This is a genomic window from Micromonospora humidisoli, assembly GCF_016900955.1.
Classification (GTDB): domain Bacteria; phylum Actinomycetota; class Actinomycetes; order Mycobacteriales; family Micromonosporaceae; genus Micromonospora; species Micromonospora wenchangensis.
Genome location: NZ_JAFEUO010000001.1, coordinates 96,844 through 121,006, shown reverse-complemented (window position 1 = coordinate 121,006; position 24,163 = coordinate 96,844). Strand labels below are relative to the sequence as shown.

Genomic DNA, 24,163 nt, shown 5'->3' with positions numbered 1-24,163 from the left:
TGACTACGATCTGGCACCGCACCCGCCCGCCCTGCGGCCTGGTCCGCTTCCGAGGCGTGACGCCGCACCGAGTGTCACCTCACTTGAGCCGCCGAAGGAGACGGTTCCAGGCAGAACGGGGAGCGGGAGCCGCATGGAGTCGTCGCTGCACGCAACTGCGGGCTCGAACGGCACGGGGCAGCGCATACCGGCCCCCCGCGCCGCGTCCGGACCGGCCACCTCTTCCGGCGGCACACCGCCGCCGGCCGATCCGGCGTCGACCGAGGCCCTGCTGCCGCTGCTGCGCACGGAGGTCGTCCGCCTCGTCGAGGCCGAGGCGTCCTCGGCGGTGACCCAGACGCTGCTGACCCCGCAGCGGCTGCGCGCCATCTGCGAGCTCGCCACGGAGGATCTGCTGGCGCTGGCCCGCCGGGATCCGGCCGCCGGCAACTCGTGGCAGTACGTCTGGGACAGCTACGTCGCCTACCGGGCGACCCTCGCCTACCGGGTGGCGCACGCGGTCCACCGGGCCGAGGACACCCCGCTGGGCCCGGACGTCCGGCTCGCCCTGGCCCGCCGGGTCTCCGAGGCCGCCAAGGTCCGTACCGGCGTGGAGATCCACCCGGCTGCCAGCATCGGGCGGCGACTGGTCATCGACCACGGGCTCGGCACGGTGGTCGGCGAGACCACCGAGATCGGCGACGACGCGTACATCCTCCAGGGGGTCGTGCTCGGCGCGCGGGGTATCGCCGACAACCCCAGCGGCCGACGGCACCCCCGGCTCGGCGACCGGGTCGAGGTGGGCGCGTTCGCCCGCATCCTCGGCGCGGTGACGGTCGGCGACGACGTGCTGATCGGGCCCGGGATCATCGTCACCAACGACGTGCCGAGCCACCGCCGGGTCCGGCTGCTCAACCAGTACCAGGGCACCTCCGGCGAGTGCAACGTCCGGGTCTTCGGCGTCGTACCGGTCTGCGAGGGTGTGGTCGAGGTGCACGGCACCGGCCTCGCCTCGATCGAGGTGGACCTGGTGACCAGCACCGGCCAGCACCGGCCGGTGGTGGTGCTCGAACGCGACGACCGGCGGGTCCGGTGCGCGGTGAACCGTCCCGGCACCGACGAACGACTGCGGATCATCGACACCTGCGGGAACGAGACGGTCCTCTACAACCTCCAGCAACTCTGGCGAGCGCTCGACGAGTTCGGCTTCGCGTGACCAGGAGATGACATGACGAACCACACCGGTCCCCGCGCCGGCCGCTGGCAGCTCGGGCTGCTCTACCTACTGGTGTGCCTGATCTGGGGCACCACCTGGTACGGCATGAAGATGAGCGTGGAGACGCTGCCGCCGATCACCGCGGCCGGGCTGCGCTTCCTGGTGGCCTTCCCGTTCCTGCTCGCCGTCTGCCTCGCCACGCCCGGGGTGTCGCTGCTACCGCCGCCGGGCCGGCGCTGGGTGGTGCCGTTCATCGCGGTGGTCTACATCGCCGTCCCGTACGCACTGATCAACTACGGCGAGCAGCACATCAGCTCCGGCCTGGCAGCGTTGATCTTCTCGTCGGTCGTGGTCTTCCTGCTGCTCTTCTCGGTGCTGATCTCGCGGATCGCGGTGAGCTGGACGCAGTGGGCCGGCGTGGTGGTCGGGCTCGGCTGCCTGGTCGGCATCGTCCAGCTCACCGCCGGGATCAGCGCCCGGGGCTTGCTCGCCCCGGCCGCCGTGCTGCTCGCCGCGGTCATGCACGCCCTGACGTACGCGGTGATGGCCCGCTACGGCGGCACGGTGCACGTGCTCACCCAGGAGACCCTGCCGATCGGGCTCGGCGCGGTGGGGCTGGTGGTGCTCGGGGCGTTCGTCGAGCGGCCCGACCTGGGCGCGATCTCCGGCCGGTCCCTCACCGGGGTGCTCTACCTCGGCCTGGTCGGCTCGGTGATCGGCTTCGCCGCCTACTTCTACCTGCTCCAGCACGTCGACGCGGTCCTGGTGTCGTACGTCTTCGTGCTCTTCCCGGTGGTGGCGCTGTTCGGGTCGGCGCTGTTGGAGAACGCCACGCTGCCGGCCCTGGCGGTGGTCCTCGCGGTGGTCATGCTGGCCGCGTTCGGGCTGACCAAGAAGGCCACCGGGGGTGGGTCGGCGGCGACGCCCGCACCGGTGACCCCGGACGACGGGGCGGCGCTCGACGGGTCCGCCCTCGACACGATCTACGAGCACGCCCGGGTCGCCTACCCGGGCGAGGCGTGCGGTTTCGTGCACGCCAGCGGACGGGTGCACGAGGCCCGCAACATGGCCGACGAGATGCACCGCAAGGACCCGGCCCGGTTCCCGCGTACCGCCGCCACCGGCTACGTGCTGGCCCCGGCCGACCTGATGTACCTGGAGGACAACCTCGACGTGGACGACCCGGTGGTGGTGCTCTACCACTCGCATCCCAACGGGCGGGCCTACTTCAGCGACGAGGACCGGCGCAACGCCCTGGTCGACGGGGTGCCGCTCTATCCGACGCTTACGCAGTTGGTGGTCGGCATCGACGACACCGGTGTCCGGGAGGCCCGGTTGTTCCGGTGCGTCGACGGGGACTACACCGAGCTGCGTTTCCTGCCCGGCCCGCAGCGGCGGACGGCGGAGGTGGGCTGAGATGGGCATCCGTGACTCGATCCTGGACACCGTGGGGGGCACCCCGCTGGTGCGGCTCAGCCGGCTCACCGCCGACCTGCCCGGGGAGATCCTGCTCAAGTTGGAGCTGAACAACCCGGGCGGCAGCCACAAGATGCGCATCGCGTTGAACATGATCCGGGCGGCGGAGCGGGACGGCCTGCTCAAGCCGGGCTCCGGGCAGACCATCCTGGAGCCCACCGGCGGCAACACCGGGATGGGGATCGCGATCGCCGCCGCCGTGCTCGGTTACCGGGTGGTGCTGGTCATCCCGGACAACTACAGCGAGTCGAAGCGTCGCCTGCTGGCCAGCTTCGGGGTGGAGGTGCGGCTCTCGGACAGCACCCGGGGCAACAACTCGCACGGCGAGCTGGCCACCGAGATCCAGTTCGAGCACCCCGAGTACGTGATGCTCAACCAGGCGGCCAACCCGGCCAACCCGGAGATCCACCGGCTGACCACCGTCCGCGAGATCATCGCCGACCTGGACGGCACCCAGGTGGACTGCTACGTGGCCGGCATCGGCACCGGCGGTCACCTGACCGGCATCGGCGAGGTGCTCCGGCAGCACCAGGGCGGGTTGCGCATCCTCGGCGTGCAGCCGGAGGGGTGCGACATGTTCGCCGACGTGTTCGTCCCGCACCGCATCCAGGGGCTGTCCATCGGCATGATCCCGCCGGTGCTCAACACCGAAATCATCGACGAGATGGTCACGGTGAGCGAGGCGGACGCGATCGACGGGATGCGCCGGCTGATGGCGTCCGAGGGCATCGGCGCGGGGCCGTCGACCGGCGCGAACATCGCCGCGTGCCGCCGGCTGCTGGCCGCCTCGCCCGAGCCGCTGACCCTGCTGACGGTGGCCTACGACCGGGTCAACGACTACCTGGAACTGCTCTGAGCCGGGGTTGACCGCAGCCTGCCGGGCGGGGCGGACACGACGACGGCGGGGTGGCCCGGGGGCCGCCCCGCCGTCGGTGCGCCGGCTCAGCTGAACAGGTTGTAGAACTCCTGCGGTGCCTCGACCACCTGGTCGGCGGCGGGCTTCTGGGCGGCGGTGGCGTTGCCGTAGTCCGAGTAAGTGATCTTGATGTCCTGCGCGGCGCTCTGGCCGGCGGCCGGGATCTGGAGCACCAGCTCGCTGAGCCGGCCCTGCGGGTCGAGCTTCGCGGTGAACGGCACCGACTGCGCCTGCGCGCCCAGGGCGCTGATCAGCGTCTGGTCGACGGAACCGGCCTCGGCGGCCTTCGACACGTCCAGGGTGCCGGCGTAGCTGCCCTCGCCGGTCTGCCGGACCTCGGTGATGCCCTGGGTCAGCACGGCGCTGCCGGCCGGGTCGAGCTTCTCGAAGTCGAACCCGAGGGACTTGTTGCCCTTGATCCGGGTCTGGTCGAGGTGCTGGTACTTGCCGAGGTTGAGCTTCTGCGCGCCGGGGATGCTGCTGGCGGACTTGCCGCCCAGGTCGAGCTTGACCCAGCTGTCCGGCTTGGCGTGGATCAGGTCCAGGTTCATCATCAGGTCCGACGACGCGTCACCGATGCTCAGCTTCATCTGGGCGCTCTGGCTGGGCTGGTGCACCTGCCCCTCGGCGGTCGACCCCACCCCGCTCATGGTGAACCGGAAGTTGCCGTTGCGGATCTCGTTGGTGGAGTTCAGCAGGGCCTGCTTGGCCTCGGAGGTGCCGGGCGAGGCGCTGCCCGGGGCGACGCTGCCGGAGACCGACGGGGACGCGGACGTCCCCGCCTCGCCGGTGCCGGAGTTGTTGCAGGCGGCCAGGCCGGGGGTGAGCAGCGCTGCGGCGAAGACCGCCGTACTGAAACGTCGAATGGTCACGTCAGGTTCTCCAGTCGGGTCGTCCGACCCCCGGCGGGCACCGGGGGCGTGCCGGCGCGGGCGTGACACTTGCCGCGCGGCGCACGGTCCCCGCCCGGTCGGGCCGGCCCGGGGTCGTGTCCCTTCTGTTCCCGGACGTCGCCTTCCGCAATCCCCCTCGGCACGGTCCACCCGCGCCGCCGGTCAGCGCAGCGCGCCGGCCAGCTCGCGCAGCTCGTTGTCGCGGGCGTCGCCCACCACGATCACCGTACGGCCCGGTTCGAGGAGCACCAGGGCCTGCTCGTTGCCCCGCCCGGTGTACCGCTGCCAGTTCGCCCCGCCCAGGTCGGCCGGCCCCTGCGGCTGGCCCTCGGCGGTCAGCTCGGCGGGGATCAGCCGCTCCGGCGGCACGTTGCTCTGCACCAGCTGGGCGCCCCGCCCCTCCGGGGTGAGATACCCCACCCGCAGGTTCGCGCCGTCATCGACGGTACGGAAGCTGGCGCTGACCGTACGCCAGCCGTCACCGAGCCCGGACGGCTCGGTGACGGGGAAGACGTTCGCCGCGCGGGCCTGCTCGTAGGCGGGGGCGGCGTCGACCGTGGTGGGCTGCTCGCCGCCGAGGAAGCCCCGGTAGAAGGCGAGCAGCAGGGCGATCGGCACCAGCAGCACCAGCAGCGACAGGGCCATGTCCTTGGGTGAGCGCTCGGAGCGGGGCCGCTCCGGGCGTCCGGGGCGCTCCGTCGCCGCCCGGCCCGGCGACCCGTCCCGGGCGACCGGCGTCGGCCCGGGGTCCCCGGCGACGGGCACCGGCTCCGGGTCGCCGCCGACGAGGGCCGGCTCGGGCCCGCCGCCGGCCGTCGTGGCCGCGCCGCCGCCGGGCGCGGACCCGGTGGGTGCGTCGGCGGCGGCCGGGGGCACGGGCGGCCGGCCGTCCGGCGGGGTCGGGTCGGCGGGTACGCGGTCGGCGGGCTGGGCGGCTTCCACCGGCCCATTCTCGCAGCCGCCCGGTGGGGCGAACCCGCGCACCATCGCCCCGCCCCGTCCCCGGACCTGGCATCGTGTGAGGATCAGCGACACAGCCGGCCGGGGCGACCGGCGTCCTGCCGGCCCACCCCGCACCGTCGCGAGGAGGAAGCCGCCATGACGAACACCAGGACGCGGGTCCCGCAGGATCTCGACCGCAACCTCGCCCTCGATCTGGTCCGGGTCACCGAGGCCGCGGCGATGGCCGCCGGTCGGTGGGTCGGCCGGGGCGACAAGGAGGGTGGCGACGGGGCAGCCGTGGACGCCATGCGCAAGCTGATCAACTCGATCCAGATGCGCGGCGTCGTGGTGATCGGCGAGGGCGAGAAGGACAACGCGCCGATGCTGTTCAACGGCGAGCAGGTGGGCGACGGCACCGGCCCCGAGGTGGACGTGGCGGTGGACCCGGTCGACGGCACCACGCTGATGAGCAAGGGCATGCCCAACGCGCTCGCCGTGCTGGCCGTCTCGGAGCGGGGGGCGATGTTCGACCCGAGCGCCGTGTTCTACATGGAGAAGCTGGCCGTCGGCCCGGAGTACGCCGACGTGGTGGACATCGAGGCCGGTCCGGCCGAGAACATCAGGCGGATCGCCAAGGTCAAGGGCACCGAGGTGGCCGAGGTCACCGTCTGCGTGCTGGACCGGTCCCGGCACGACGACCTGGTCGGGCAGATCCGGCGGACCGGGGCCGGCATCCGGTTCATCTCCGACGGCGACATCGCCGGGTCGATCGCCGCCGCCCGGGGCGAGTCGGGCGTCGACGTGCTGATGGGCGTCGGCGGCACCCCGGAGGGGATCATCTCGGCGTGCGCGCTCAAGTGCATGGGCGGGGCGATGCAGGCCAAGCTCTGGCCGCAGGACGCGCAGGAGCGGGAGAAGGCGCTCGCCGCCGGGCACGACCTGGACCGCGTGCTCGGCACCGACGACCTGGTCACCGGGGACAACTGCTTCTTCGTGGCGACCGGGGTGACCTCCGGTGACCTGCTGCGCGGGGTGCGGTACCAGGCGGGCGGGGCGTACACCCAGTCGATCGTGATGCGCTCCAAGAGCGGCACGATCCGGGTGATCGACTCCTACCACCGGTTGGAGAAGCTGGCCCTCTACTCGGCGGTGGACTTCGACGGCAGGCCGCTGGCAGAGCAGGAGTGACAGTTTCCGGCACCGCCGCCCCTCCCGTCCTGTCCACCGCCCGGCGGATCGCCGGCATCGGGTTGGCCACCGCCGCCGGCGTCGGCGTGGCCGTGCAGTCCCGGATCAACGGCGAGCTGGGCGTACGCCTGGCCGACGGCATTGCCGCCGCGGTGGTCTCCTTCGGTCTCGGGTTGCTGGTGCTGCTGGTGCTGGTCCCGGCCCTGCCCGGGGGACGGCGCGGGTTGGCCGACCTGCGCGGGGCGTTGCGGTCCGGGACGTTGCGCCCCTGGCAGTTGCTGGGCGGGGTGTGCGGGGCGTTCCTGGTCGCCACCCAGGGGCTCACCATCGGGACGCTCGGTGTGGCGGTGTTCACCGTGGCGGCGGTGGCCGGGCAGTCGGCCAGCAGCCTGGTGGTGGACCGGGCGGGCATCGGGCCGGGCGGGCGGCAGCCGGTGACCGTCCCCCGGCTGGCCGGTGCGGTGCTGACCGTGCTGGCCGTGCTGCTGGCGGTCGGTGACCGGCTCGGCGACCCGGGCACCCTGGCGCTGGCCCTGCTGCCGTTGCTGGCCGGGTTGGGGCTGGCCTGGCAGCAGGCGGTCAACGGGCTGGTCCGGGGGGCGTCGGGCAGTGCGCTCGTCGCCACCGGAGTCAACTTCGCCGTCGGTACGGTGGCCCTGCTGATCACCTTCGGTGTGGACCTGGCGGTCCGGGGTGCTCCCGGTGGCGCGCTGCCGACCGAGCCGTGGCTCTATCTGGGTGGCCCGATCGGCATCGTCTTCATCGCGGTCGCGGCGGCGATCGTCCGGTTCGCCGGGGTCCTGCTGCTGGGGCTGGCCACCATCGCCGGTCAGGTCGTCGGGGCGGTCGTGCTGGACGTGGTGCTGCCGACGTCGGCGTCGCACCCGGGCCCGGCCACCCTGGCCGGCGCGACGCTCACCCTGGTCGCGGTGCTGGTGGCGGCGCTGGGCCCGGCTCCGCGCCGCTGACCCGGCCTGACCGTCCGCGCGGGCCGGGACGGTCGGCGGGGGCGGCGGTCAGTGGGTCGCGCCCGCCGGGGTGGGCGTCCCGAGGGTGGCGGTGAGGGTACGGACGGTGGCGGTCAGCGCCTCGTCCACCGGGGTCGGGGTGATGCCGAGGACGGTGGTGGCCCGGGTCGAGTCCATCACGAACGGCCCGGCGAACTGGTGCGCGGTCTCCCGCAGCTCGCGGGCGAAGGGGTCGGTCAGGCCGCCGAGCCAGAGCAGCGGGTAGGGCAGGCGGGTCAGCTTCGGCGGCGGTGCGTCGGCCAGCTCGGCCGCCCGGACGGCCAGCTCGCGGACGCTGGTCGGCGGTCCGCTCGGCACGTGCCAGGCGTGTCCCCAGGCCCGCTCGTCGGTGGCGGCGGCGACCAGGGTACGCACCACGTCCCCGACGTACGTCCAGGTGTGCGGGGCGTCCCAGTTGACCGGCAGGACGACCCGCTGGCCGGCGAGCACCTTCGGCAGCACCAGCGGCAGCAGCGAGTTGCCCTCGGCACCGAGGTAGTCCGAGCCGCGTACCTCGGTGGTCCGGACCCGGCCGGCGCGGTGGGCGGCGAGCGCCTCGGTCCACATCCGGTTGCGGACCCGTCCCTTGGTGCCGGTGGCGGCGAGCGGGGTGTCCTCGGTCATCGGCGCGTCGACCGGGCCGTAGCCGTAGAGGCAGCCGACGGCGGCGAGCACCGCGCCGGTGCGCTCGGCGGTGGTGAGCAGCGCGTCGGCCAGCGGCGGCCAGTCGGTGGCCCACCGGTGGTAGGCCGGGTTGGCGCAGTTGTAGAGCGCGACCGCCCCGTCGGTGAGGGTGGTCAGCCGGTCGGTGTCGGCGGCGTCGGCGGCGATCCGCTCGATCGCCGGGTCGACGGGGCCGGTGCCCCGCCGGGTAACGAGCCTGACCTGTTCGCCCTGCTGGGCGAGGTGCTGTGCGGTGGCGGTGCCGACCGGGCCGGCGCCGACGATCACGTGCAGCGACATGGGAGAACCTTTCGAAGCAGGAGACCGGATCGAGAGCACTGCTCTCGGTGAGCTGCATCCAGCATGGCCGACCTGGTCCATCGAGTCAAGAGCAGTGCTCTCTCTTTTGATTGGCGCTCTGATCCGTGGCAGAGTGGGGGCATGCCGGCTTCCTCGATCCGCGCCCGGGTCCGTGCCGAGATGATCGACGAGATCAAGGCGGTGGCCCGCCGCCACCTCGCCAGCGACGGCGCCGACCTCTCGCTGCGGGCGGTCGCCCGGGACATGGGGATGGTCTCGTCGGCGATCTACCGCTACTTCCCCAGCCGCGACGACCTGCTCACCGCGCTGATCATCGAGGCGTACCAGGCGCTCGGCGACGCGGTGGAGGCCGCCGACGCCGCCGTCGACCGGGCCGACCTGCGCGGACGCTGGCACGCCGTCTGCCGGGCCGCCCGCACCTGGGCGCTGGCCCACCCCGCCGAGTACGCCCTGCTCTACGGCAGCCCGGTGCCCGGGTACGCCGCCCCCGCCGACACCGTGCTCCCCGCGCAGCGCCCACCGCTGACCCTGCTCGGCATCCTCGCCGACGGGGTGGCCACCGGCCGGATCACTCCGCCCGACGACGACCTGCCCGAGCCGGTCCGGGCCGACCTGGCCGAGATCGCCGCCGGGCTCTTCCCCGGCCTGCCCGAGGCCCTGCTCGCCCGGGGCATGGCCGGCTGGACCCAGCTCTTCGGGCTGATCAGCTTCGACCTCTTCGGCCGCCTCGACCCGGTCGTCCCGCACCGGGACGCCTACTTCGACCACCAGACCGCCCTGATGGCCGACCTCGTCGGCCTCCCCTGACCCGGCCCGCCGGGCACCACCCCCGCCCGGCCGGCCCCACGGCCAGGCTGCGCACGGCGGACCGGGCGGGCACCACGGCCAGGTCGGCACGGGAGGCGCAGCGGCCCCGCCGGCCCGCGCAGTGCGGGCCCACGGCGGTGTGCGGTGGGTCAGCCGGCGTCGGAGGAGTGGCCGGGGAAGAGGTGGGCCGCCGGGTCGATGGCGACGGCGGCGTTGTTGACGGCGGTGGCGGCCTCGCCGAAGCCGGTGGCGATCAGCCGCACCTTGCCGGGGTACTCGGTGATGTCACCGGCGGCGAACACCCGGGGCAGATTGGTCGCCATCGCGCTGTCCACCACGATGTGCCGGCGGTCCAGCCGCAGCCCCCACTCGGCCAGCGGCCCCAGATCGGCGGTGAAGCCGAGCGCCGCGACCACCGTGTCGACAGGCAGCGTCTCGGCCGCCCCGCCCCGGACGGTGATCTCGGCGGCGGTGACCGTGTCGTCGCCGTACAGCCGGGTCACCTCGGCGTTGACCACGACCCGTACCGGCAGCGACAACACCCGGGCCACGGTCGCGGCGTGCGCCCGGAACCGCTCCCGGCGGTGCACCAGGGTCACCGAGCGGGCCAACGGTTGCAGGGTGGCCGCCCAGTCGAACGCCGAGTCACCGCCGCCCACGATCAGCACGTCCCGGTCGGCCAGCGCGGTCGGTTCCGGTACGAAGTAGACGATCCCGCCGCCGACGAAGCTGTCCGCGACCGGCAGCGGGCGCGGGGTGAAGCTGCCCAGCCCGCCGGTGACCAGCACCGCACCGCAGCGCAACTGCTCGCCGCCGGCCAGGCCCAGCACCGGCCGGCCGTCGGTGTGGGCGAGCTTCTCGGCCCGGGTGCCGAGCAGGTACTCCGGGTGGTAGGGCGCGGCCTGGGCGAGCAGGTTGGCGACCAGGTCCCGGCCCTTGACGGCGGGGAAGCCGGCGACGTCGAGGATCAGCTTCTCCGGGTACATGGCGGTGATCTGCCCGCCCGGCTCGGGCAGCGCGTCGACCACCGCCACCGACAGCCCCCGGAAACCCGCGTAGTACGCGGCGAACAGCCCGGTCGGGCCGGCTCCGATCACGGCGACATCGACCTCGCGCATGGGCGTACCGTCGCTTTCCGCTGGCGGTCAACGTGCGCCGCGCCGGTGGCGCGCGACGCGTGCTGCTGCCGACGGTAGGCCCGACGTGCGGTCCGGGCAAGCATTCCCGCTCCCGCCACGCGGGTCGGGCGGGTCGTCCGCGTCAGGGGCTCAGGGTGGACTCCACCCGGTACTCCCGGTACGGGTCGTACGGGCGGCGACGCCGGAACAGGATCGCCGCGACCACCCCGCCGAGCAGCCCGAACAGGTGCCCCTGCCAGGAGATCCGCTCGTCGGTGGGGAGGATGCCGAGCAGCTGCCAGCCGTAGAGCAGGCCGACCAGCAGCACCACCCCGAAGTTCCACCAGCTCCGCTCGACGATGCCCCGGGTGAACAACAGGCCCAGGTAGCCGAAGATGACCCCGCTCGCCCCGACGACCACCGAGTTGGGCGAGCCGGTGAACCAGACGCCGAGCCCGCTGACCAGGATGATGACCAGGGTGGACCAGAGGAACCGGCGGGTGCCGGCGGCCAGCACGAAGGTGCCGAGCAGGATCAGCGGGATGCTGTTGCTGTAGAGGTGGTCGAAGCCGTGGTGCAGGAACGGCGAGAAGAACACCCCGTCGAGCCCCTGGATGCGCTGCGGGATGATCCCGGCGGCCACGTCGAGCCCGAAGCCGAGCCCCTGGTCGAGGGCCTCGATGAGGAAGAGGAACGGCACCACCGCGCACATGGCGACGAAGGCCCGGCCGAGCGACGCGTAGAACGCCTCGGTGCCGAACCGGTCGGGGTCGCCGCCCGTCGGGTGCAGGGTCACCCCACCATGGCTATCAGCATTCTCCGCCGACCGCCACCCGGGTCCCGTGCCGGGCGGGGCTACGCAGACGGCGGGGCGGGTGGTCGCCCACCCGCCCCGCCGTCTGTGTCGTCGCTCAGTACCAGCCTTCGCTCTGGCTCTTGGCCCAGGCGCCGCACGGGTTGTCGTACCGGCCCTCGATGTAGCCGAGGCCCCACTTGATCTGGGTGACCGGGTTGGTCCGCCAGTCACTGGCGACCGAGCTCATCTTGCTGCCCGGCACCGCCTGCGGGATGCCGTACGCGCCGGACGAGGAGTTGCTGGCCTTGGGGTTCCAGCCGCTCTCCTTGTTCCAGAGCTTGTCCAGGCAGGGCATCTGGTCGATCTTGAAGCCCGCCTGGAGGAGCATCGCGCAGCCGGTCTTGCGGTGCCCGCTGTAGGAGTTGCACGAGGCGGGGACCGGGCCGGCGTACGGCTTGATCTTCCCGTCCTCCTCCTTGGCCTTGGCCTCGGCCTCGCGTTCCTTCTTCCGCGACGCGGCGGCGGCCTCGGCGGCCTTGGCCCGCTGGGCGGCCTCCTTGGCCGCCGCGGCGGCCCGCAGCTTCGCCTGGTACTCGGCGGCCCGCTGCTTGGCGGACTCCCGCCGATGGTCGGCCTGCCGGTCACGCTGGTAGTCGTACTCGGCCTGGTCGACCTGGAGGCCGACCTGTGCGGTCAGGCCCTGTTGCTGGGTTTCCCGGTCTTCGCCCAGATAGAAACCGCCGGCAACGCCCACGGAGAGCAGTGCGACGGCGGCCGTACGGGCACCGAACCGGCTCCACAGCCGACTCACGAAGTGTCCCTTCGTCGGGGGCAAGGACGCGGCACGGACCGGCCGTGAACGGGCGCGGCCGCGCCACGAGCGCCCCGACCTGAGCCGGTCGCCACCGACGCACCGGCAGGGGGGTGACTGCCCGTCCTGAGAAGGGGACGAACGGTCACCAACACCCCCACCGGGACGTGGGCGCTCGTGGGACACCATCGCGCACAGTAAGGCTGATGGGAAACCCACCGGCCAATTTGTGACCTGCGCCACAAAGTGAATGCGGACGATGAGGGGCGGACCTCACCCCCGCGCGGGTCAGCCCGGGATGTCCTCCAACAGATCCGTCACCATCGCCGCGATCGGGGACCGCTCGGACCGGTTCAACGTGACGTGCGCGAAGAGCGGGTGACCCTTCAACGCCTCGATCACCGCCGTCACCCCGTCGTGCCGCCCGACCCGCAGGTTGTCCCGCTGGGCGACGTCGTGGGTGAGCACCACCCGCGAGCCCTGCCCGATCCGGGACAGCACGGTGAGCAGCACGCCCCGCTCCAGCGACTGGGCCTCGTCGACGATGACGAACGCGTCGTGCAGGCTCCGGCCCCGGATGTGGGTCAGCGGCAGGACCTCCAGGATGCCCCGCGAGGTGACCTCCTCCAGCACGTTCTCGTGCACCACCGCCCCGAGGGTGTCGAACACCGCCTGCGCCCAGGGCGACATCTTCTCCGACTCGGACCCGGGCAGGTAGCCCAGTTCCTGCCCGCCGACGGCGTAGAGCGGGCGGAACACCACCACCTTCTTGTGCCGGCGGCGCTCCATCACCGCCTCCAGCCCCGCGCACAGCGCCAGCGCCGACTTGCCGGTGCCGGCCCGGCCACCCAGCGACACGATCCCGATCGACTCGTCGAGCAGCAGGTCCAGCGCGATCCGCTGCTCGGCCGAGCGGCCGTGCACACCGAACGCCTCGCGGTCGCCGCGCACCAGCCGGACGGTCTTGTCGGGCAGCACCCGCCCCAGCGCCGACCCCCGGGTGGAGTGCAACACCAGGCCGGTGTGGCAGGACAGGCCGGCGGCGGCGTCCAGGTCGAGGCAGTCCCCGGCGTAGAGCCGGCCGATCTCGTCCTCACCCAGCTCCAGCTCGGCCATCCCGGTCCAGGTCGGGTCGCTGGCCTGGCCGTGCCGGTACTCGTCGGCCCGCAGCCCGACCGAGGCGGCCTTGACCCGCAACGGCATGTCCTTGCTGACCAGCGTCACCTCCCGCCCCTCGGCGGCCAGGTTCAGCGCCACCGACAGGATGCGCGCGTCGTTGGACTCGTTACGGAACCCGGGGGGCAGGACGCCGTCGTCCGAGTGGTTCAGCTCCACGGTGAGCGTGCCGCCGGACTCGTTGGCGGGCACCGGACGGTCCAGTCGACCGTGCCGGACCCGCAGCTCGTCGAGCATCCGCAGGGACTGGCGGGCGAACCAGCCCAGCTCCGGGTGGTGTCGTTTGCCCTCCAGCTCCGAGATCACCACGAGCGGCAGGACCACCTCGTGCTCGGCGAAGCGGTGGAAGGCCGCCGGGTCGGACAGGAGCACCGACGTGTCCAGAACGAACACCTGGCCGGTTGGTCCGGGCTCCTCGGGGCCGGGCGGGGCGGCGGCCGCCGGACGGCGGCTCCGGGTGGCTCGGCGGGTCGTGGCAGTCGCGGCCGGGATCTGGTCGACACCGGCGGGCGTACGGCGAGTCGTCACAGGCCTGCTCCGACGGACGGGCATCCGCCATCCGCGTTCCGCCTCCTCCGGTGCCCGGTGACACGGGGTCGGATGCGGAACCCCGTGCGCGAGGTCGCAGATCCGGGCGGCCGGCTGACCCGGGAAAACCCCGGGTCATGCCTAGACGCTAGCGGCGTCGGGCCGCCTCGGCTAGAGGGTGGACGAGGATCTCCCCGCACCGGGTACGCCCCACCCGGCGGGCGGCGCGGACCGGCCGGGATGCCTGCCCCCTGCGCGCATCCCGGCCGGTGGAACCGCGTCACCCGTCGACGCGGTCGGTGTCGGCACGCCGCACCGACGGCTGTCGGCTCCCGCCGGTTCAGCCGGGCCGGCGGACCAGGGTGCCGGTCGGGTGCCGACCGGCGACCGGGCCCGGCGGGCTGGCGAACGAGGAGCCGGTGTACGTGGTGCCCTGGCGGACCGCGGCTGTGGGACGCCGCGCGGCGCTGGCCGGCACGGCCGGGGCGGTGAGCGCCGAGGCGAGCACGGCCTGGGCGTCGCGCCGGCGCCGGTTCCAGGCGCCCCGGTCCCCGTCGAAGTAGCCCTGCCGGTAGCCGAAGCGGTACCCGATCCGGTAGCTGAGCTGACCGTGCAACCGGCCGGCGGCGTAGCTGGTCGCCCCGAGGACGAGGACGAGGAACAGGGCGAGCAGCGGGCTCATCGGGCGGCTCCGGTGGGCCGCGTCGACGGGGTCACCGGTCCTCCGGCTCGGCCGGAGTCGGGTCGACGACGAGCAGCCGTTCCAGGTCCTCGGTGCTGACCTCCTCGACCAGTTCGACGCTGATCCGGCAGCCGTCCAGGACGACCTCGGCCATCGAGGAGCGGCGGATCTCGCCACCGGAGTCGTAGACCCGCACGCTCATCTCCGGGCAGCCGAGATGGGTCCGCCAGGCGTTCCACTCGTCGCGGTCGCCGACGCTCAGTGACAGGTAGCGGCAACCCCGGGCGAGGTAGAGCCGCCAGGGCGCGCTCAGGCCGGCGGCGACCCCCTCCGCGATCAGGCCGAACGCCTGGGCGCGGGTCGCGAGTTCGGTCACCTGGCCCCCCTCGCACCGGGAGCGTGACGCATGTGAGCACTGATCGTCTCAAGCACGTGACACACCGTAGATTGTCCCATGAGCGTGACAGTATCAGCTTTTCGTCCGGTTCCTGACTACCTCGCTTGGCGGTATTATGCCCAGGTGAGACCCCTTCGCACCGGTTCCCGGGCCGGTCCGGCCGCTCCGGCGAGGCCGTCTCATATGCGTGACAAAGATCTGCCCCGGGCAGCCTGGACGAGCGCTACGGTCGTACGGTTTCGGGGTGACCGAGACCGCCCCCGCCCGGAAGATCGCATTCGCCACCTTCGTTCGTCGGGCGCTCGACGATGCCCGGGCGATGCGCGCCTGGACCGGCACCGAGGTCTCCCGGCGCACCGGCGTCTCCCGCCAGACGATCAACAGGTGGGTCCGCGGCGACTGGGCCAGCGACCCGGAGGCGGAACGGGTGGTGGCGTTCTGTGAGGGGCTGGGCCTCAACCCGGCCGCCGCCTTCGCCGCCCTCGGCTGGGACCGGGCCGCCACCCCCCGGGGCGCCCCCGGCGCTCCCCCGATGGACCCGGACGTCGAGGCGCTGCTGCGCCGGCTGGTCGACCCCGCCGTGTCGGACGCGGAGAAGTTCCACATCAGGGAAACCATTCGTTACCTCGCATACCGCCCCACGCTTCCGCTCGATGTCCGAAAGGGCGAAGAGCAGGCCGGGTAGTTCCTCAGATGGCGAAAGAACGCCTGAGCAGACCCGATCGTTTCGCTCCGGGCCGGCAACGGGCACGCTAGCGTCCCTATTCGTACTGCTTGGGCTCGTCGTCGGCGGGGGGACGGGACAAGGCCGAACTCAGCCCTGCGGGACAGAAGGAGGGGTCTGTCCATGACCCTGAAGTGGTGGGCAGTCGTGGTCGCGGCAGTCTCCCTGACCGCGTGCGTGACCGCGAACCTGGTGGCCGGCCTGGGCGGGGGCGGGCAGATCCCGCTGGTGGTCAACCTCTTCGCCCTGACCGTGGCCGGCACCGCCGTCGTCCTGGCGGTGGTCGCCGAACTGCACGACCGGCTCGACGACCGGGTCAGCGCGCTCACCGAGTTCCTGGTGGCGCGGCTCAACGAGATCGAGACCCGCACCGGCGACCGGAACACCGGTTTCGTCGAGGGTTACCTGCTCAACCAGGGCCGGGAGGCAACCGTGGTGCCCCTGGGACGGCGGGGGCGGGGGGCCGCCGAACGCTGAGCAGCACTCACTGACCACATACCCCGGCGGTGTCAAGAAGCCACTCCGAAGCCACGAATCAGCCACCGCCTCCGGGGTACGCTGTCGCGCGTGCCGCCGTTGAATCTGGGTAACCAGCAGCCGCAGACCCCGCTGGATGCTGAGCACGCCTGGCGTACCACCGCCGAGCGGGCCGCAGACACCGTCCTCTTCTTCGACTTCGACGGCACCCTCGCGCCGGTCGACGACGACCCCACCGCGGTACGCCCCGCACCCAAGGTGCTCGCCGCCCTGGAGGCGCTCGCCCCGGTGGTGCAGCGGGTGGCGATCGTCTCCGCCCGTCCCGTCGACTTCCTCCGTGACCACCTCGGTGGCCTCACCGGGATCGACCTCTACGGACTGTACGGCCTGGAGCACAGCCACTCCGGCGGCGAGACCGTCACCGAGCCCGCCGCGCTGCCCTGGGTGCCCACCATGGCCGAGCTGGCCGACCGGGCCCGCGCCGAACTGCCCGCCGGGGCGCTGGTCGAGTTCAAGCGGCTGAGCGTGGCCCTGCACTGGCGTACCGCACAGCAGCTCGGTCCGGCGGTCGAGCAGTGGGGGCGGGCGCAGGCCGACCGGCTCGGGCTGCGGGTGCAGGCCGGCCGGATGGTGCTGGAGCTCAAGCCCCCCGTCGACCGGGACAAGGGGCTGGTCATCGGCGAGGTGGTCCGGGACGCCGGCGGCGCGTGGTATTTCGGCGACGACGTCTCCGACATCAAGGCGTTCGCGGCGCTGCGTGCCCGCTCCGCCGCCGATCCGGGGTTCCTCGGCATCTGCGTGGCGGTGGCCAACCCGGAGACCGGCCGGGAGGTCGCCGAGGCCGCCGACCTCACCATCGACTCCCCCGCCGCGCTCGGCGACTTCCTCACCCGGGCCGTGCATCACCTGACCTGACCGTGCGCGCGGGGGCATCGGCCGACATGCCCGCAGCCCCCGCCCGTCGCGTCGGCCGGTCAGGTGCCGTAGCGGCGTTGCCGGGTGCCGTAGGAGCGCAGGGCGCGCAGGAAGTCGACCCGGCGGAAGTCGGGCCAGTTCAGCTCGCAGAAGTAGAACTCCGAGTGCGCCGACTGCCAGAGCATGAAACCGGACATGCGCTGTTCGCCGCTGGTCCGGATGATCAGATCCGGGTCGGGCAGGCCCCGGGTGTAGAGGTGCTCGGAGATGTGGTCGACGTCCAGCGTGCCGGCCAGTTCCTCGATCGTGCCGCCCTTGGCCGCGTGCTCCACCAGCAGCGACCGCACCGCGTCGGTGATCTCGCGCCGGCCGCCGTAGCCGACGGCGATGTTGACCTGCGCGCCGCCGGTGCGTTCCCGGGTGCGTTCCTCGGCGGCCTTGAGCGCCTGGGCGTGCTGGTTGGGCAGCACGTCGAGCGCGCCGACCATCCGCAGCCGCCAGGGGTTGCCCTCCTCGGCCAGCTCGGTGCTGAGATCCTCGATGATCTGGAGCAGCGGGTCCAGCTCCTCCGCCGGCCGGGACAGGTTGTCGGTGGAGAGCAGCCAGAGCGTGACGTGGCCGACGCCTGCCGCGTCGCACCAGCGCAGCAGCTCCTTGATCCGCTCGGCACCCATCCGGTGACCGTCGTTCGGGTCGACGAAGCCCATCTCCCGCGCCCACCGGCGGTTGCCGTCGCACATCACGCCGACGTGCCGGGGCACCGGTCGACCCGCGAGCCTGGCCGTCAGCCGGCGCTCGTAGACGGAGTAGAGAAGTTTCCGCAGAGTCATCACCTTGCAGGGTAGCGACCCACACCGAACATCAGTGCCTCGGTGGCGCACTCCGTGCGCGATCAAGAGAAATACGTCGTCGATGGGCCGTCCACTGACCGAAATCTCTTGATCACCGGGGCGGGGCGTCGGGGGCGTCGGCGGAGGCGGGGGTGGCGGGAGCGCGGTGCAGGGCGTAGAGGGCCAGGGTGGCCGCCGCCAGCAGGGGTGCGCCGTCGCGGACCAGACCGTCCAGGCCGAGCAGCCACCAACACAGCGGCAGGTTCACCGCGAGCACGCCGAGGGTGACCGTCACCAGCAGGCGGCGGGCCCACCGCCTGCCGCGCAGCAGGAACGCCGTACAGAACAGCACCAGGTAGCTGACCACGATGCCGGCGGCGAACCAGGCCAGCACCACGGGTACGACGCCGAGCCGGCCGTCCAGCACCGCGCCGCCGGCCACCAGCGCGGGCACCAGCATCAACGGGCTGTACGTGAACGCGGCCACCCGGGCGGTGAGCAACCAGGCGGTGACCTGGGGGCGTTTCGGGGCGACCTCCCGCCAGGCGATCGTCCCGCCCTCGACGACCAGGCCCCGGCGGTGGCGCACCAGGTGCCCGGCGACCGCGTCGCAGCGGTAGAGCAGCACGACCACGGCGACGCAGAGCGCGGTGAGCACGGCGAAGCCGAGCAGGCCGGGCAGCGGCGGGACGCCCTGCCGGGGCACCACCAGCCGGCCGACCGCGAACACGGTGGTCACGGCGAGGATCAGCCCGAACGGCTTCGCCCCGGCCCGCCCCCGGTTCACCTGCCCGATCAGCACCAGGAATCCCAGCGACCGCAGCATCGCCCAGCCGGTGCGCACGGCGAGGCCGAACTCCTGCTCCGGGGCGTACCACCAGTTGAGCAGCTCGACCCCGACGGTGGCGGCGGCGGTCACCGCGAGCAGGGTGGTCAGCGCCCGGACGGCGGACGGCCGCCGGACCGGTGGGGTCACGGCGGCCGTCCTCATGGTTTCCGGTCTTGCCCGGTACGGGCGGCCGGCACACCTGTCAGCGCGGTGCCTGCCGCCTTCCGGCGGGCGGTGCTGGGCGTCGGGTCACCGCGACCGGTCCTCGTCGAGCCGGGCGCGCAGCGCGTCCAGCTCCGACCACAGGACGGCCGGCAGCTTGTCACCGAACTTCTCGAACCACTCGGTGACCAGCGGCAGCTCGTTGCGCCACTCCTGCGGGTCGACCTTGAGGGCGATCCGGACGTCCTCCGGGGTCATGTCGAGCCCGTCGACATCCAGCGCGTCGGCGGTCGGGACCATGCCGATCGGGGTCTCGACCGCGTCGGCGCTGCCCTCGATCCGCTCGACGACCCACTTGAGCACCCGCGAGTTCTCGCCGAAGCCGGGCCAGAGGAAGTTGCCCTCGGCGTCCTTACGGAACCAGTTCACGTAGTAGATCTTGGGCAGCTTGGCGGCGTCGCCGTCGACGCCCTTGCCCATCTCGATCCAGTGGTTGAAGTAGTCACCGGCGTGGTAGCCGATGAACGGCAGCATCGCCATCGGGTCGCGGCGCACCACGCCCACCGCGCCGGACGCGGCGGCGGTGGTCTCCGAGGACAGCGTCGCCCCCAGGTACACCCCGTGCACCCAGTCGCGGGCCTCGGTGACCAGCGGGATGGTGTCCCGGCGACGGCCGCCGAACAGGATCGCGTCGATCGGCACCCCGTTCGGGTCGAAGTAGTCGTCGGCCAGGATCGGGCACTGGGTGATCGGGGTGCAGAACCGGCTGTTCGCGTGGGAGGAGAGGTTCTCGCTCTCCGGCGTCCAGTCGTTGCCCTTCCAGTCGATCAGGTGGGCCGGCGGCTCGCCCATGCCCTCCCACCAGATGTCGCCGTCGTCGGTGAGGGCGACGTTGGTGAAGATCGAGTTGCCCCGGTCCAACGTCCGCATCGCGTTGGCGTTGGTCTTCCAGTCGGTGCCCGGGGCGACGCCGAACAGGCCGTACTCCGGGTTGACCGCGTAGAGGCGGCCGTCGGGGCCGAACCGCATCCAGGCGATGTCGTCGCCGATGGTCTCGACCTTCCAGCCGGGAATGGTCGGCTCCAGCATGGCCAGGTTGGTCTTGCCGCAGGCGGACGGGAACGCGCCCGCCACGTGGTAGACCTTCCCCTCCGGCGAGGTGATCTTGAGGATCAGCATGTGCTCGGCGAGCCAGCCCTCGTCGCGCCCCATCACGCTGGCGATCCGCAGCGAGTAGCACTTCTTGCCGAGCAGCGAGTTGCCGCCGTACCCGGAGCCGAAGGACCAGATCTCCCGGGTCTCCGGGAAGTGCGAGATGTACTTCGTCTCGTTGCACGGCCAGGCCACGTCGGTCTGGCCGGGGGCGAGCGGGGCGCCGATGGAGTGCAGCGCGTGCACGAAGTCGGCGTCGTCGCCCATCGCGTCGAGCACGGCGGTACCCATCCGGGTCATGATCCGCATCGAGGCGACCACGTACGGGCTGTCGGTGATCTCGACGCCGAACATCGGGTTCTCGGCCTCGACCGGCCCCATGCAGAACGGGATGACGTACATCGTCCGGCCGCGCATCGCACCCCGGTACAGCTCGGTCATCGTCCGCTTCATCTCGGCCGGCGCCATCCAGTTGTTGGTGGGGCCGGCGTCCGCCTCGTCCACGGAACAGATGAAGGTGCGCTCCTCGACCCGGGCGACGTCCGTGGGGTCGGTGCGGGCGTAGAAGGAGTTCGGCTTCTTTTCCGGGTTCAACCGGACGAGGGTCCCGTTGTCGACGAGTTCGTCGGTGAGACGCCGCCACTCCTCGTCGGACCCGTCCACCCAGACCACCCGGTCGGGGGTGGTCAGTTCCGCGATCTCCCGGACCCAGGCGAGCAGCTTGGGGTGGGTCGTGGGGGCCTGATCGATCCCCCGCACAGTAGCCGGAGCAACCATGACTCATCTCCTTGTGGTCGACGCTGACCGATTTATGGGATGCACGAGTCTCGGCGGACGCCTGCCGCGTCGCCTTCGTGGAAACCTGGGATTGGCCTCAGCGTAAACCGGGCGGACCCGCGAGTCAGTGGGACTGGTTGTGAAGAACTGCACAAGGTACGGCCCGGCTGCGGTAACACGAGCTGATACCCGCTTTCACGCGCACTTTCACGCAAATCCTTCGACGAACTGCCGGCGGGCGCGGGAACGGCCCCGGGACAACGGGGGACCCGGGTCGACCCACGGCGCGGCGGCGGGTCGCCGGTGGCACCCCGTCCGATCAGCCGGCAACCGGTACGCTCGCGAGGTGGCCGCGACGATGACCGGGGACCAGCCGGGTGCCCCGCAGACCCGCCCGGGTCTGGTCCGTTCGTTGTTGGACCGGTTCGGCCACCTGCTGCGTGAATTGAGCAAGTTCGCCACCGTGGGCGGGGTGGCCTTCCTGGTCGACTTCGCGCTGTTCAACTACCTCACGCTGGGGCGTGGCGTCGAGCCGGTGACCGCGCGGGTCGTCTCCACGGTGATCGCGGCGACCGTCGCGTTCGTGGGCAACCGGTTCTGGACCTGGCGGCACCGGGTCCGCTCCAACCCGGCCCGCGAGTACGCACTGTTCTTCTTCTTCAACGCGGTCGGCCTGGGCATCGCGGTGGCCTGCCTGGCGGGCAGCCGGTACGGGCTGGGCAGCATCTGGCCCGGCGTGTTCCGCACCCCGCTGGCCGACAATATCGCCAGCTACGTGGTGGGCACCGCGCTCGGCACGATGTTCCGGTTCTGGTCGTACCGACGGTTCGTCTTCGTCGAAGCGGGAACTCCCGCCGTCACGGAGGCGACCAGCGACCCGTCGTCCGGGTCGTGACCGGTCGCCCATCCCGTCCAGCCGGAGTTCCCGGCACCGTCCTCAGCCCTAAGGTGTTGCGCATGCGTCTTGTCCGTCTGCTGCCCGAGCGCTGGCAGAAGTTCATCCGCGAGGCGCTCAAATTCGGCATCGTCGGGGGCGTCAACACCGTCATCAATTACGCGGTGTTCAATGCTCTGGCACTCACCGTTTTCGTCGACGGTCAACTGAAGGCGACGGTCATCGCCACCATAGTGGCGACGATCACGTCGTATCTGATGAATCGCCACTGGACGTACCGGGATCGACCGAAAGCGGCACTCCAGCGCGAATACGCCCTGTTTTTCCTATTCAACGGCGCCGGTCTGATCATCGAACTCGGCGTCCTCGCCGCCGCCAAGTACGGCCTGGGGTTCACCAGCCTGCTCGCGCTCAACGTGGCCAAGACCGGGGGCGTGCTGCTCGCCACCCTGTTCCGGTTCTGGTCCTACCGGACCTTCGTCTTCCAGCCGGTCCCCCAGCACGCCGAGGAGACCTGGCACTCCATCAAGCGCGACGAGTGGGACACCATGGCCGAGCTGGACCCGGTCGCCGAGCTGGCCGAATCGGTGAGCGAGCTGGAAGAGGCCCAGAGCCAGGCCGAGGACCGCACCGCCCCGGCGGCCGGAACGCCGGCCCCGACCGTCGAACCGGTGTTGAAGCAGGGCCGGGGCGGCACCCTCGGCCCGGCCGTCGCCGGCGGCGACCTGGAGGCGGAGCTGGCCGCCGAGCTGCACGCCGGCACCACCCGCCGCACGCCGCGACCCTGATCGGCCCCGGTACACCCGGGGCCGGCGGGCCGCCAGGATCAGCCGCTGGTGTCCCGCAACGGCTTGCCCTCCCGCATGTCGGCGAGAATGTCGCGCATCTCCCCGTCGCCCAGCGTGTGCTTGTCGTGCTGCGCCTCCACCAGCTCGTAGAGGGTGGTCTGCACCCGGTCGACCCGGGGCACGTCGACGAGCACCGACTGCCCCCGCTCGCCTGCCGACTCGATGGTGAGCGTGCCGCAGCCCAGCAGCCGTTCGGTGAACCGCTGGGTCATCGAGTGGTCGTTGATCCGGGCCAGCGGCAGGTCCCGCCGGTGCCGGGAGAAGACGCCCTCCTGGAGCAGCACCCGCTCGTTGGTGAACAGGTAGTGCGTGCTGCGCCAGACCAGGAACGGCCACAACCCCAGCCAGAGCACCGCGATCAGGAACAGACCGGCGAGCACGGCGAGCACGAGCGCGCCACCGTCGCCGTCGGGCAGCAGGAGCCAGCCCGCCACCACCGCCGCGACACCGACGACCAGCACCAGGACCGGCCGCAGCAGCGCCTTCCAGTGCGGGTGCAGGTGCAGAACGACGTGCTCGTCCTCGGTGAGCACGTCTTCGGGGAACGCCACGGGTACCTCCTCGGCGACAATCGGACGCGCTGACCGTAACCGGTCGGGGCGACCCACCGGATCAGCCGGGCGGTCGGCCGTGCACCCCGCGCACGAACCGACCGCGGGCCCGCCGGTCACCGCAGGTGCAGCACGTCCCCGGCGGCCAGCCGACGCTGCCCGGCGGCGGTCTCGACGAGCAGCTGCCCGTCGGCGTCCACCCCGGTGGCGAGCCCGGTCAGGTCGGTGCCGTCGGGCAGCAGCACCCGCACCTGGCGGCCCACCGTGACGCAGGAGGCCAGGTACGCCGCCCGCAGGCCGCACGCGTCGGCGTCCCCGCCGGCCAGCCGCCACCTGTCATACCAGTCGGCAAGGGCGCGCAGCAGCGCCCGCAGCAGCGGGTCCCGGTCGGTGGCGGTGGCCCCGGCCAGTTGCAGCGAGGTCGCCGGCAGCCCGGTCGGGTTCTCCGGCAACTCGTCGGCGCGCAGCGTCACGTTCAGCCCGATGCCGAGCACGATCGCGGGAGGCTCCGCCGCACCGGCGGCCGGCACCGCCTCGGCCAGGATGCCGGCGCACTTGGCGTCCCCGATCAGCAGGTCGTTGGGCCACTTCAGGCCGGCGTCCAGTTCGGCCAGCCGGGAGACCGCCTCGACCAGCGCGACCCCGGCGAGCAGCGGCAGCCAGCCGTACCCGGTGGGGGCGGCCGGCGGCCAGTCACGGGCGGTGACGGCCTCGCCGGGCCGCAGCAGCACGCTCGTCGCGAGCCCCGCCCGGGGCGGCGACTGCCAGGCCCGGCCGCGGCGGCCCCGGCCGGCGGTCTGCCGCTCGGCGACCACGACCAGGCCCTCCGGCTCGCCGGCCCGCGCGGCGTCGGCCGCGTCCGCGTTGGTCGAGCCGGTCTCCGGCCGCAGGTCCAGCCGACGCCAGGGGCCCGACGGCGCGGTCAACGCCCGGGACAGCCGCGCCGCCGACAGCGGCGGGCGGTCCAGATCGGTGTACGGCGAACCCGGCATCCCGCCAGCCTACGGGCCCGGTCGACACGTGCGCCCGACCAGCCTCGGGCGGAAGCTACTGAGGCGTACTGCACAGCGGCGTCGGCCTGAACCAT

At 72.5% G+C, this 24,163-nt stretch carries 25 protein-coding genes; 11 read left to right on the top strand and 14 right to left on the bottom strand.

Annotated features, from left to right (window positions below; translation table 11 throughout):
• The first annotated feature begins 133 nt into the window (after positions 1-133).
• From JQN84_RS00550 to JQN84_RS00540, 3 genes are read left to right on the top strand one after another with little or no spacing between them, the layout of a single operon-like run.
• Positions 134-1,195 carry a serine O-acetyltransferase gene (locus JQN84_RS00550; RefSeq protein ID WP_204956454.1) on the top strand — a complete coding sequence of 354 codons (1,062 nt, stop codon included), beginning with the start codon at positions 134-136 and terminating at the stop codon, positions 1,193-1,195.
• A 12-nt stretch (positions 1,196-1,207) separates the two neighbouring features.
• The gene (locus JQN84_RS00545; protein WP_204956453.1) at positions 1,208-2,611 is read left to right on the top strand and encodes an EamA family transporter; all 1,404 of its coding nucleotides are present in this window, start codon (positions 1,208-1,210) and stop codon (positions 2,609-2,611) included.
• Position 2,612: 1 nt separating this feature from the next.
• Positions 2,613-3,527, top strand: coding sequence for a PLP-dependent cysteine synthase family protein (locus JQN84_RS00540; protein ID WP_204956452.1), 915 nt, complete (start codon positions 2,613-2,615; stop codon positions 3,525-3,527).
• 86 nt (positions 3,528-3,613) lie between these two features.
• Here JQN84_RS00540 and JQN84_RS00535 read toward each other — a convergent pair whose 3' ends face one another.
• Together JQN84_RS00535 and JQN84_RS00530 are read right to left on the bottom strand one after the other, a co-directional pair.
• Positions 3,614-4,459: a hypothetical protein gene (locus JQN84_RS00535; protein ID WP_204956451.1), complete on the bottom strand. Its 846-nt coding sequence runs from the start codon at positions 4,457-4,459 to the stop codon at positions 3,614-3,616.
• 183 nt (positions 4,460-4,642) lie between these two features.
• On the bottom strand, positions 4,643-5,422 hold the full coding sequence (locus JQN84_RS00530) for a DUF4245 domain-containing protein (protein WP_204956450.1): 780 nt from the start codon (positions 5,420-5,422) through the stop codon (positions 4,643-4,645).
• Between the two features lie 156 nt (positions 5,423-5,578).
• Between JQN84_RS00530 and glpX the strand changes: the two genes are divergently transcribed.
• Entirely contained in the window at positions 5,579-6,610 is a 1,032-nt protein-coding gene (gene glpX, locus JQN84_RS00525; protein WP_204956449.1) for a class II fructose-bisphosphatase, read from the top strand.
• Positions 6,607-7,578: a DMT family transporter gene (locus tag JQN84_RS00520; RefSeq protein WP_204956448.1), complete on the top strand. Its 972-nt coding sequence runs from the start codon at positions 6,607-6,609 to the stop codon at positions 7,576-7,578. Before glpX ends, JQN84_RS00520 begins: the two co-directional genes overlap by 4 nt.
• 48 nt (positions 7,579-7,626) lie before the next feature.
• Here the strand turns inward: JQN84_RS00520 and JQN84_RS00515 are convergent, their stop codons facing one another.
• Positions 7,627-8,580 carry an NAD-dependent epimerase/dehydratase family protein gene (locus tag JQN84_RS00515; RefSeq protein ID WP_204956447.1) on the bottom strand — a complete coding sequence of 318 codons (954 nt, stop codon included), beginning with the start codon at positions 8,578-8,580 and terminating at the stop codon, positions 7,627-7,629.
• Between the two features lie 141 nt (positions 8,581-8,721).
• On the opposite strand from JQN84_RS00515, the gene JQN84_RS00510 reads away from it, so the two are divergent.
• Complete coding sequence (locus tag JQN84_RS00510) at positions 8,722-9,408, top strand: TetR/AcrR family transcriptional regulator (RefSeq protein ID WP_204956446.1); 687 nt, start codon at positions 8,722-8,724, stop codon at positions 9,406-9,408.
• Positions 9,409-9,557: 149 nt separating this feature from the next.
• On the opposite strand, the gene JQN84_RS00505 is transcribed toward JQN84_RS00510, so the two are convergent.
• The 6 genes from JQN84_RS00505 to JQN84_RS00480 all read right to left on the bottom strand — a co-directional run bounded on the left by JQN84_RS00505 (position 9,558) and on the right by JQN84_RS00480 (position 14,895).
• Entirely contained in the window at positions 9,558-10,526 is a 969-nt protein-coding gene (locus JQN84_RS00505) for an NAD(P)/FAD-dependent oxidoreductase (protein WP_088643981.1), read from the bottom strand.
• A gap of 142 nt (positions 10,527-10,668) precedes the next feature.
• Positions 10,669-11,322, bottom strand: coding sequence for a rhomboid family intramembrane serine protease (locus tag JQN84_RS00500; protein WP_204956445.1), 654 nt, complete (start codon positions 11,320-11,322; stop codon positions 10,669-10,671).
• A gap of 115 nt (positions 11,323-11,437) precedes the next feature.
• Complete coding sequence (locus JQN84_RS00495; protein ID WP_204956444.1) at positions 11,438-12,133, bottom strand: aggregation-promoting factor C-terminal-like domain-containing protein; 696 nt, start codon at positions 12,131-12,133, stop codon at positions 11,438-11,440.
• A gap of 288 nt (positions 12,134-12,421) precedes the next feature.
• On the bottom strand, positions 12,422-13,837 hold the full coding sequence (phoH2, locus tag JQN84_RS00490) for an RNA 5'-3' helicase PhoH2 (RefSeq protein WP_204956443.1): 1,416 nt from the start codon (positions 13,835-13,837) through the stop codon (positions 12,422-12,424).
• A 340-nt stretch (positions 13,838-14,177) separates the two neighbouring features.
• Positions 14,178-14,519, bottom strand: coding sequence for a hypothetical protein (locus JQN84_RS00485; protein ID WP_204956442.1), 342 nt, complete (start codon positions 14,517-14,519; stop codon positions 14,178-14,180).
• Positions 14,520-14,550: 31 nt separating this feature from the next.
• Positions 14,551-14,895, bottom strand: coding sequence for a hypothetical protein (locus JQN84_RS00480; RefSeq protein ID WP_204956441.1), 345 nt, complete (start codon positions 14,893-14,895; stop codon positions 14,551-14,553).
• Positions 14,896-15,160: 265 nt separating this feature from the next.
• Between JQN84_RS00480 and JQN84_RS00475 the strand changes: the two genes are divergently transcribed.
• From JQN84_RS00475 to otsB, 3 genes are all read left to right on the top strand, one after another.
• Positions 15,161-15,601, top strand: coding sequence for an XRE family transcriptional regulator (locus tag JQN84_RS00475; RefSeq protein ID WP_204956440.1), 441 nt, complete (start codon positions 15,161-15,163; stop codon positions 15,599-15,601).
• Positions 15,602-15,763: 162 nt separating this feature from the next.
• Positions 15,764-16,117 carry a hypothetical protein gene (locus JQN84_RS00470; protein ID WP_204956439.1) on the top strand — a complete coding sequence of 118 codons (354 nt, stop codon included), beginning with the start codon at positions 15,764-15,766 and terminating at the stop codon, positions 16,115-16,117.
• 90 nt (positions 16,118-16,207) lie between these two features.
• Entirely contained in the window at positions 16,208-17,032 is an 825-nt protein-coding gene (otsB, locus tag JQN84_RS00465; protein WP_204956438.1) for a trehalose-phosphatase, read from the top strand.
• A gap of 59 nt (positions 17,033-17,091) precedes the next feature.
• On the opposite strand, the gene JQN84_RS00460 is transcribed toward otsB, so the two are convergent.
• The 3 genes from JQN84_RS00460 to JQN84_RS00450 all read right to left on the bottom strand — a co-directional run bounded on the left by JQN84_RS00460 (position 17,092) and on the right by JQN84_RS00450 (position 20,782).
• The gene (locus JQN84_RS00460) at positions 17,092-17,862 is read right to left on the bottom strand and encodes an isoprenyl transferase (protein ID WP_204956437.1); all 771 of its coding nucleotides are present in this window, start codon (positions 17,860-17,862) and stop codon (positions 17,092-17,094) included.
• Between the two features lie 112 nt (positions 17,863-17,974).
• A complete protein-coding gene (locus JQN84_RS00455; RefSeq protein WP_204956436.1) occupies positions 17,975-18,853 on the bottom strand; it encodes a hypothetical protein in 879 nt (292 codons plus the stop codon).
• 87 nt (positions 18,854-18,940) lie between these two features.
• Complete coding sequence (locus JQN84_RS00450) at positions 18,941-20,782, bottom strand: phosphoenolpyruvate carboxykinase (GTP) (RefSeq protein ID WP_204956435.1); 1,842 nt, start codon at positions 20,780-20,782, stop codon at positions 18,941-18,943.
• Between the two features lie 139 nt (positions 20,783-20,921).
• On the opposite strand from JQN84_RS00450, the gene JQN84_RS00445 reads away from it, so the two are divergent.
• Both JQN84_RS00445 and JQN84_RS00440 read left to right on the top strand, forming a co-directional pair.
• A complete protein-coding gene (locus JQN84_RS00445) occupies positions 20,922-21,677 on the top strand; it encodes a GtrA family protein (RefSeq protein ID WP_204956434.1) in 756 nt (251 codons plus the stop codon).
• A gap of 62 nt (positions 21,678-21,739) precedes the next feature.
• The gene (locus JQN84_RS00440) at positions 21,740-22,465 is read left to right on the top strand and encodes a GtrA family protein (protein WP_204956433.1); all 726 of its coding nucleotides are present in this window, start codon (positions 21,740-21,742) and stop codon (positions 22,463-22,465) included.
• A 38-nt stretch (positions 22,466-22,503) separates the two neighbouring features.
• Here the strand turns inward: JQN84_RS00440 and JQN84_RS00435 are convergent, their stop codons facing one another.
• Positions 22,504-23,076, bottom strand: coding sequence for a PH domain-containing protein (locus tag JQN84_RS00435; protein ID WP_204956432.1), 573 nt, complete (start codon positions 23,074-23,076; stop codon positions 22,504-22,506).
• Between the two features lie 116 nt (positions 23,077-23,192).
• On the bottom strand, positions 23,193-24,068 hold the full coding sequence (locus JQN84_RS00430; RefSeq protein ID WP_204956431.1) for a biotin--[acetyl-CoA-carboxylase] ligase: 876 nt from the start codon (positions 24,066-24,068) through the stop codon (positions 23,193-23,195).
• Between the last annotated feature and the right edge of the window lie 95 nt (positions 24,069-24,163).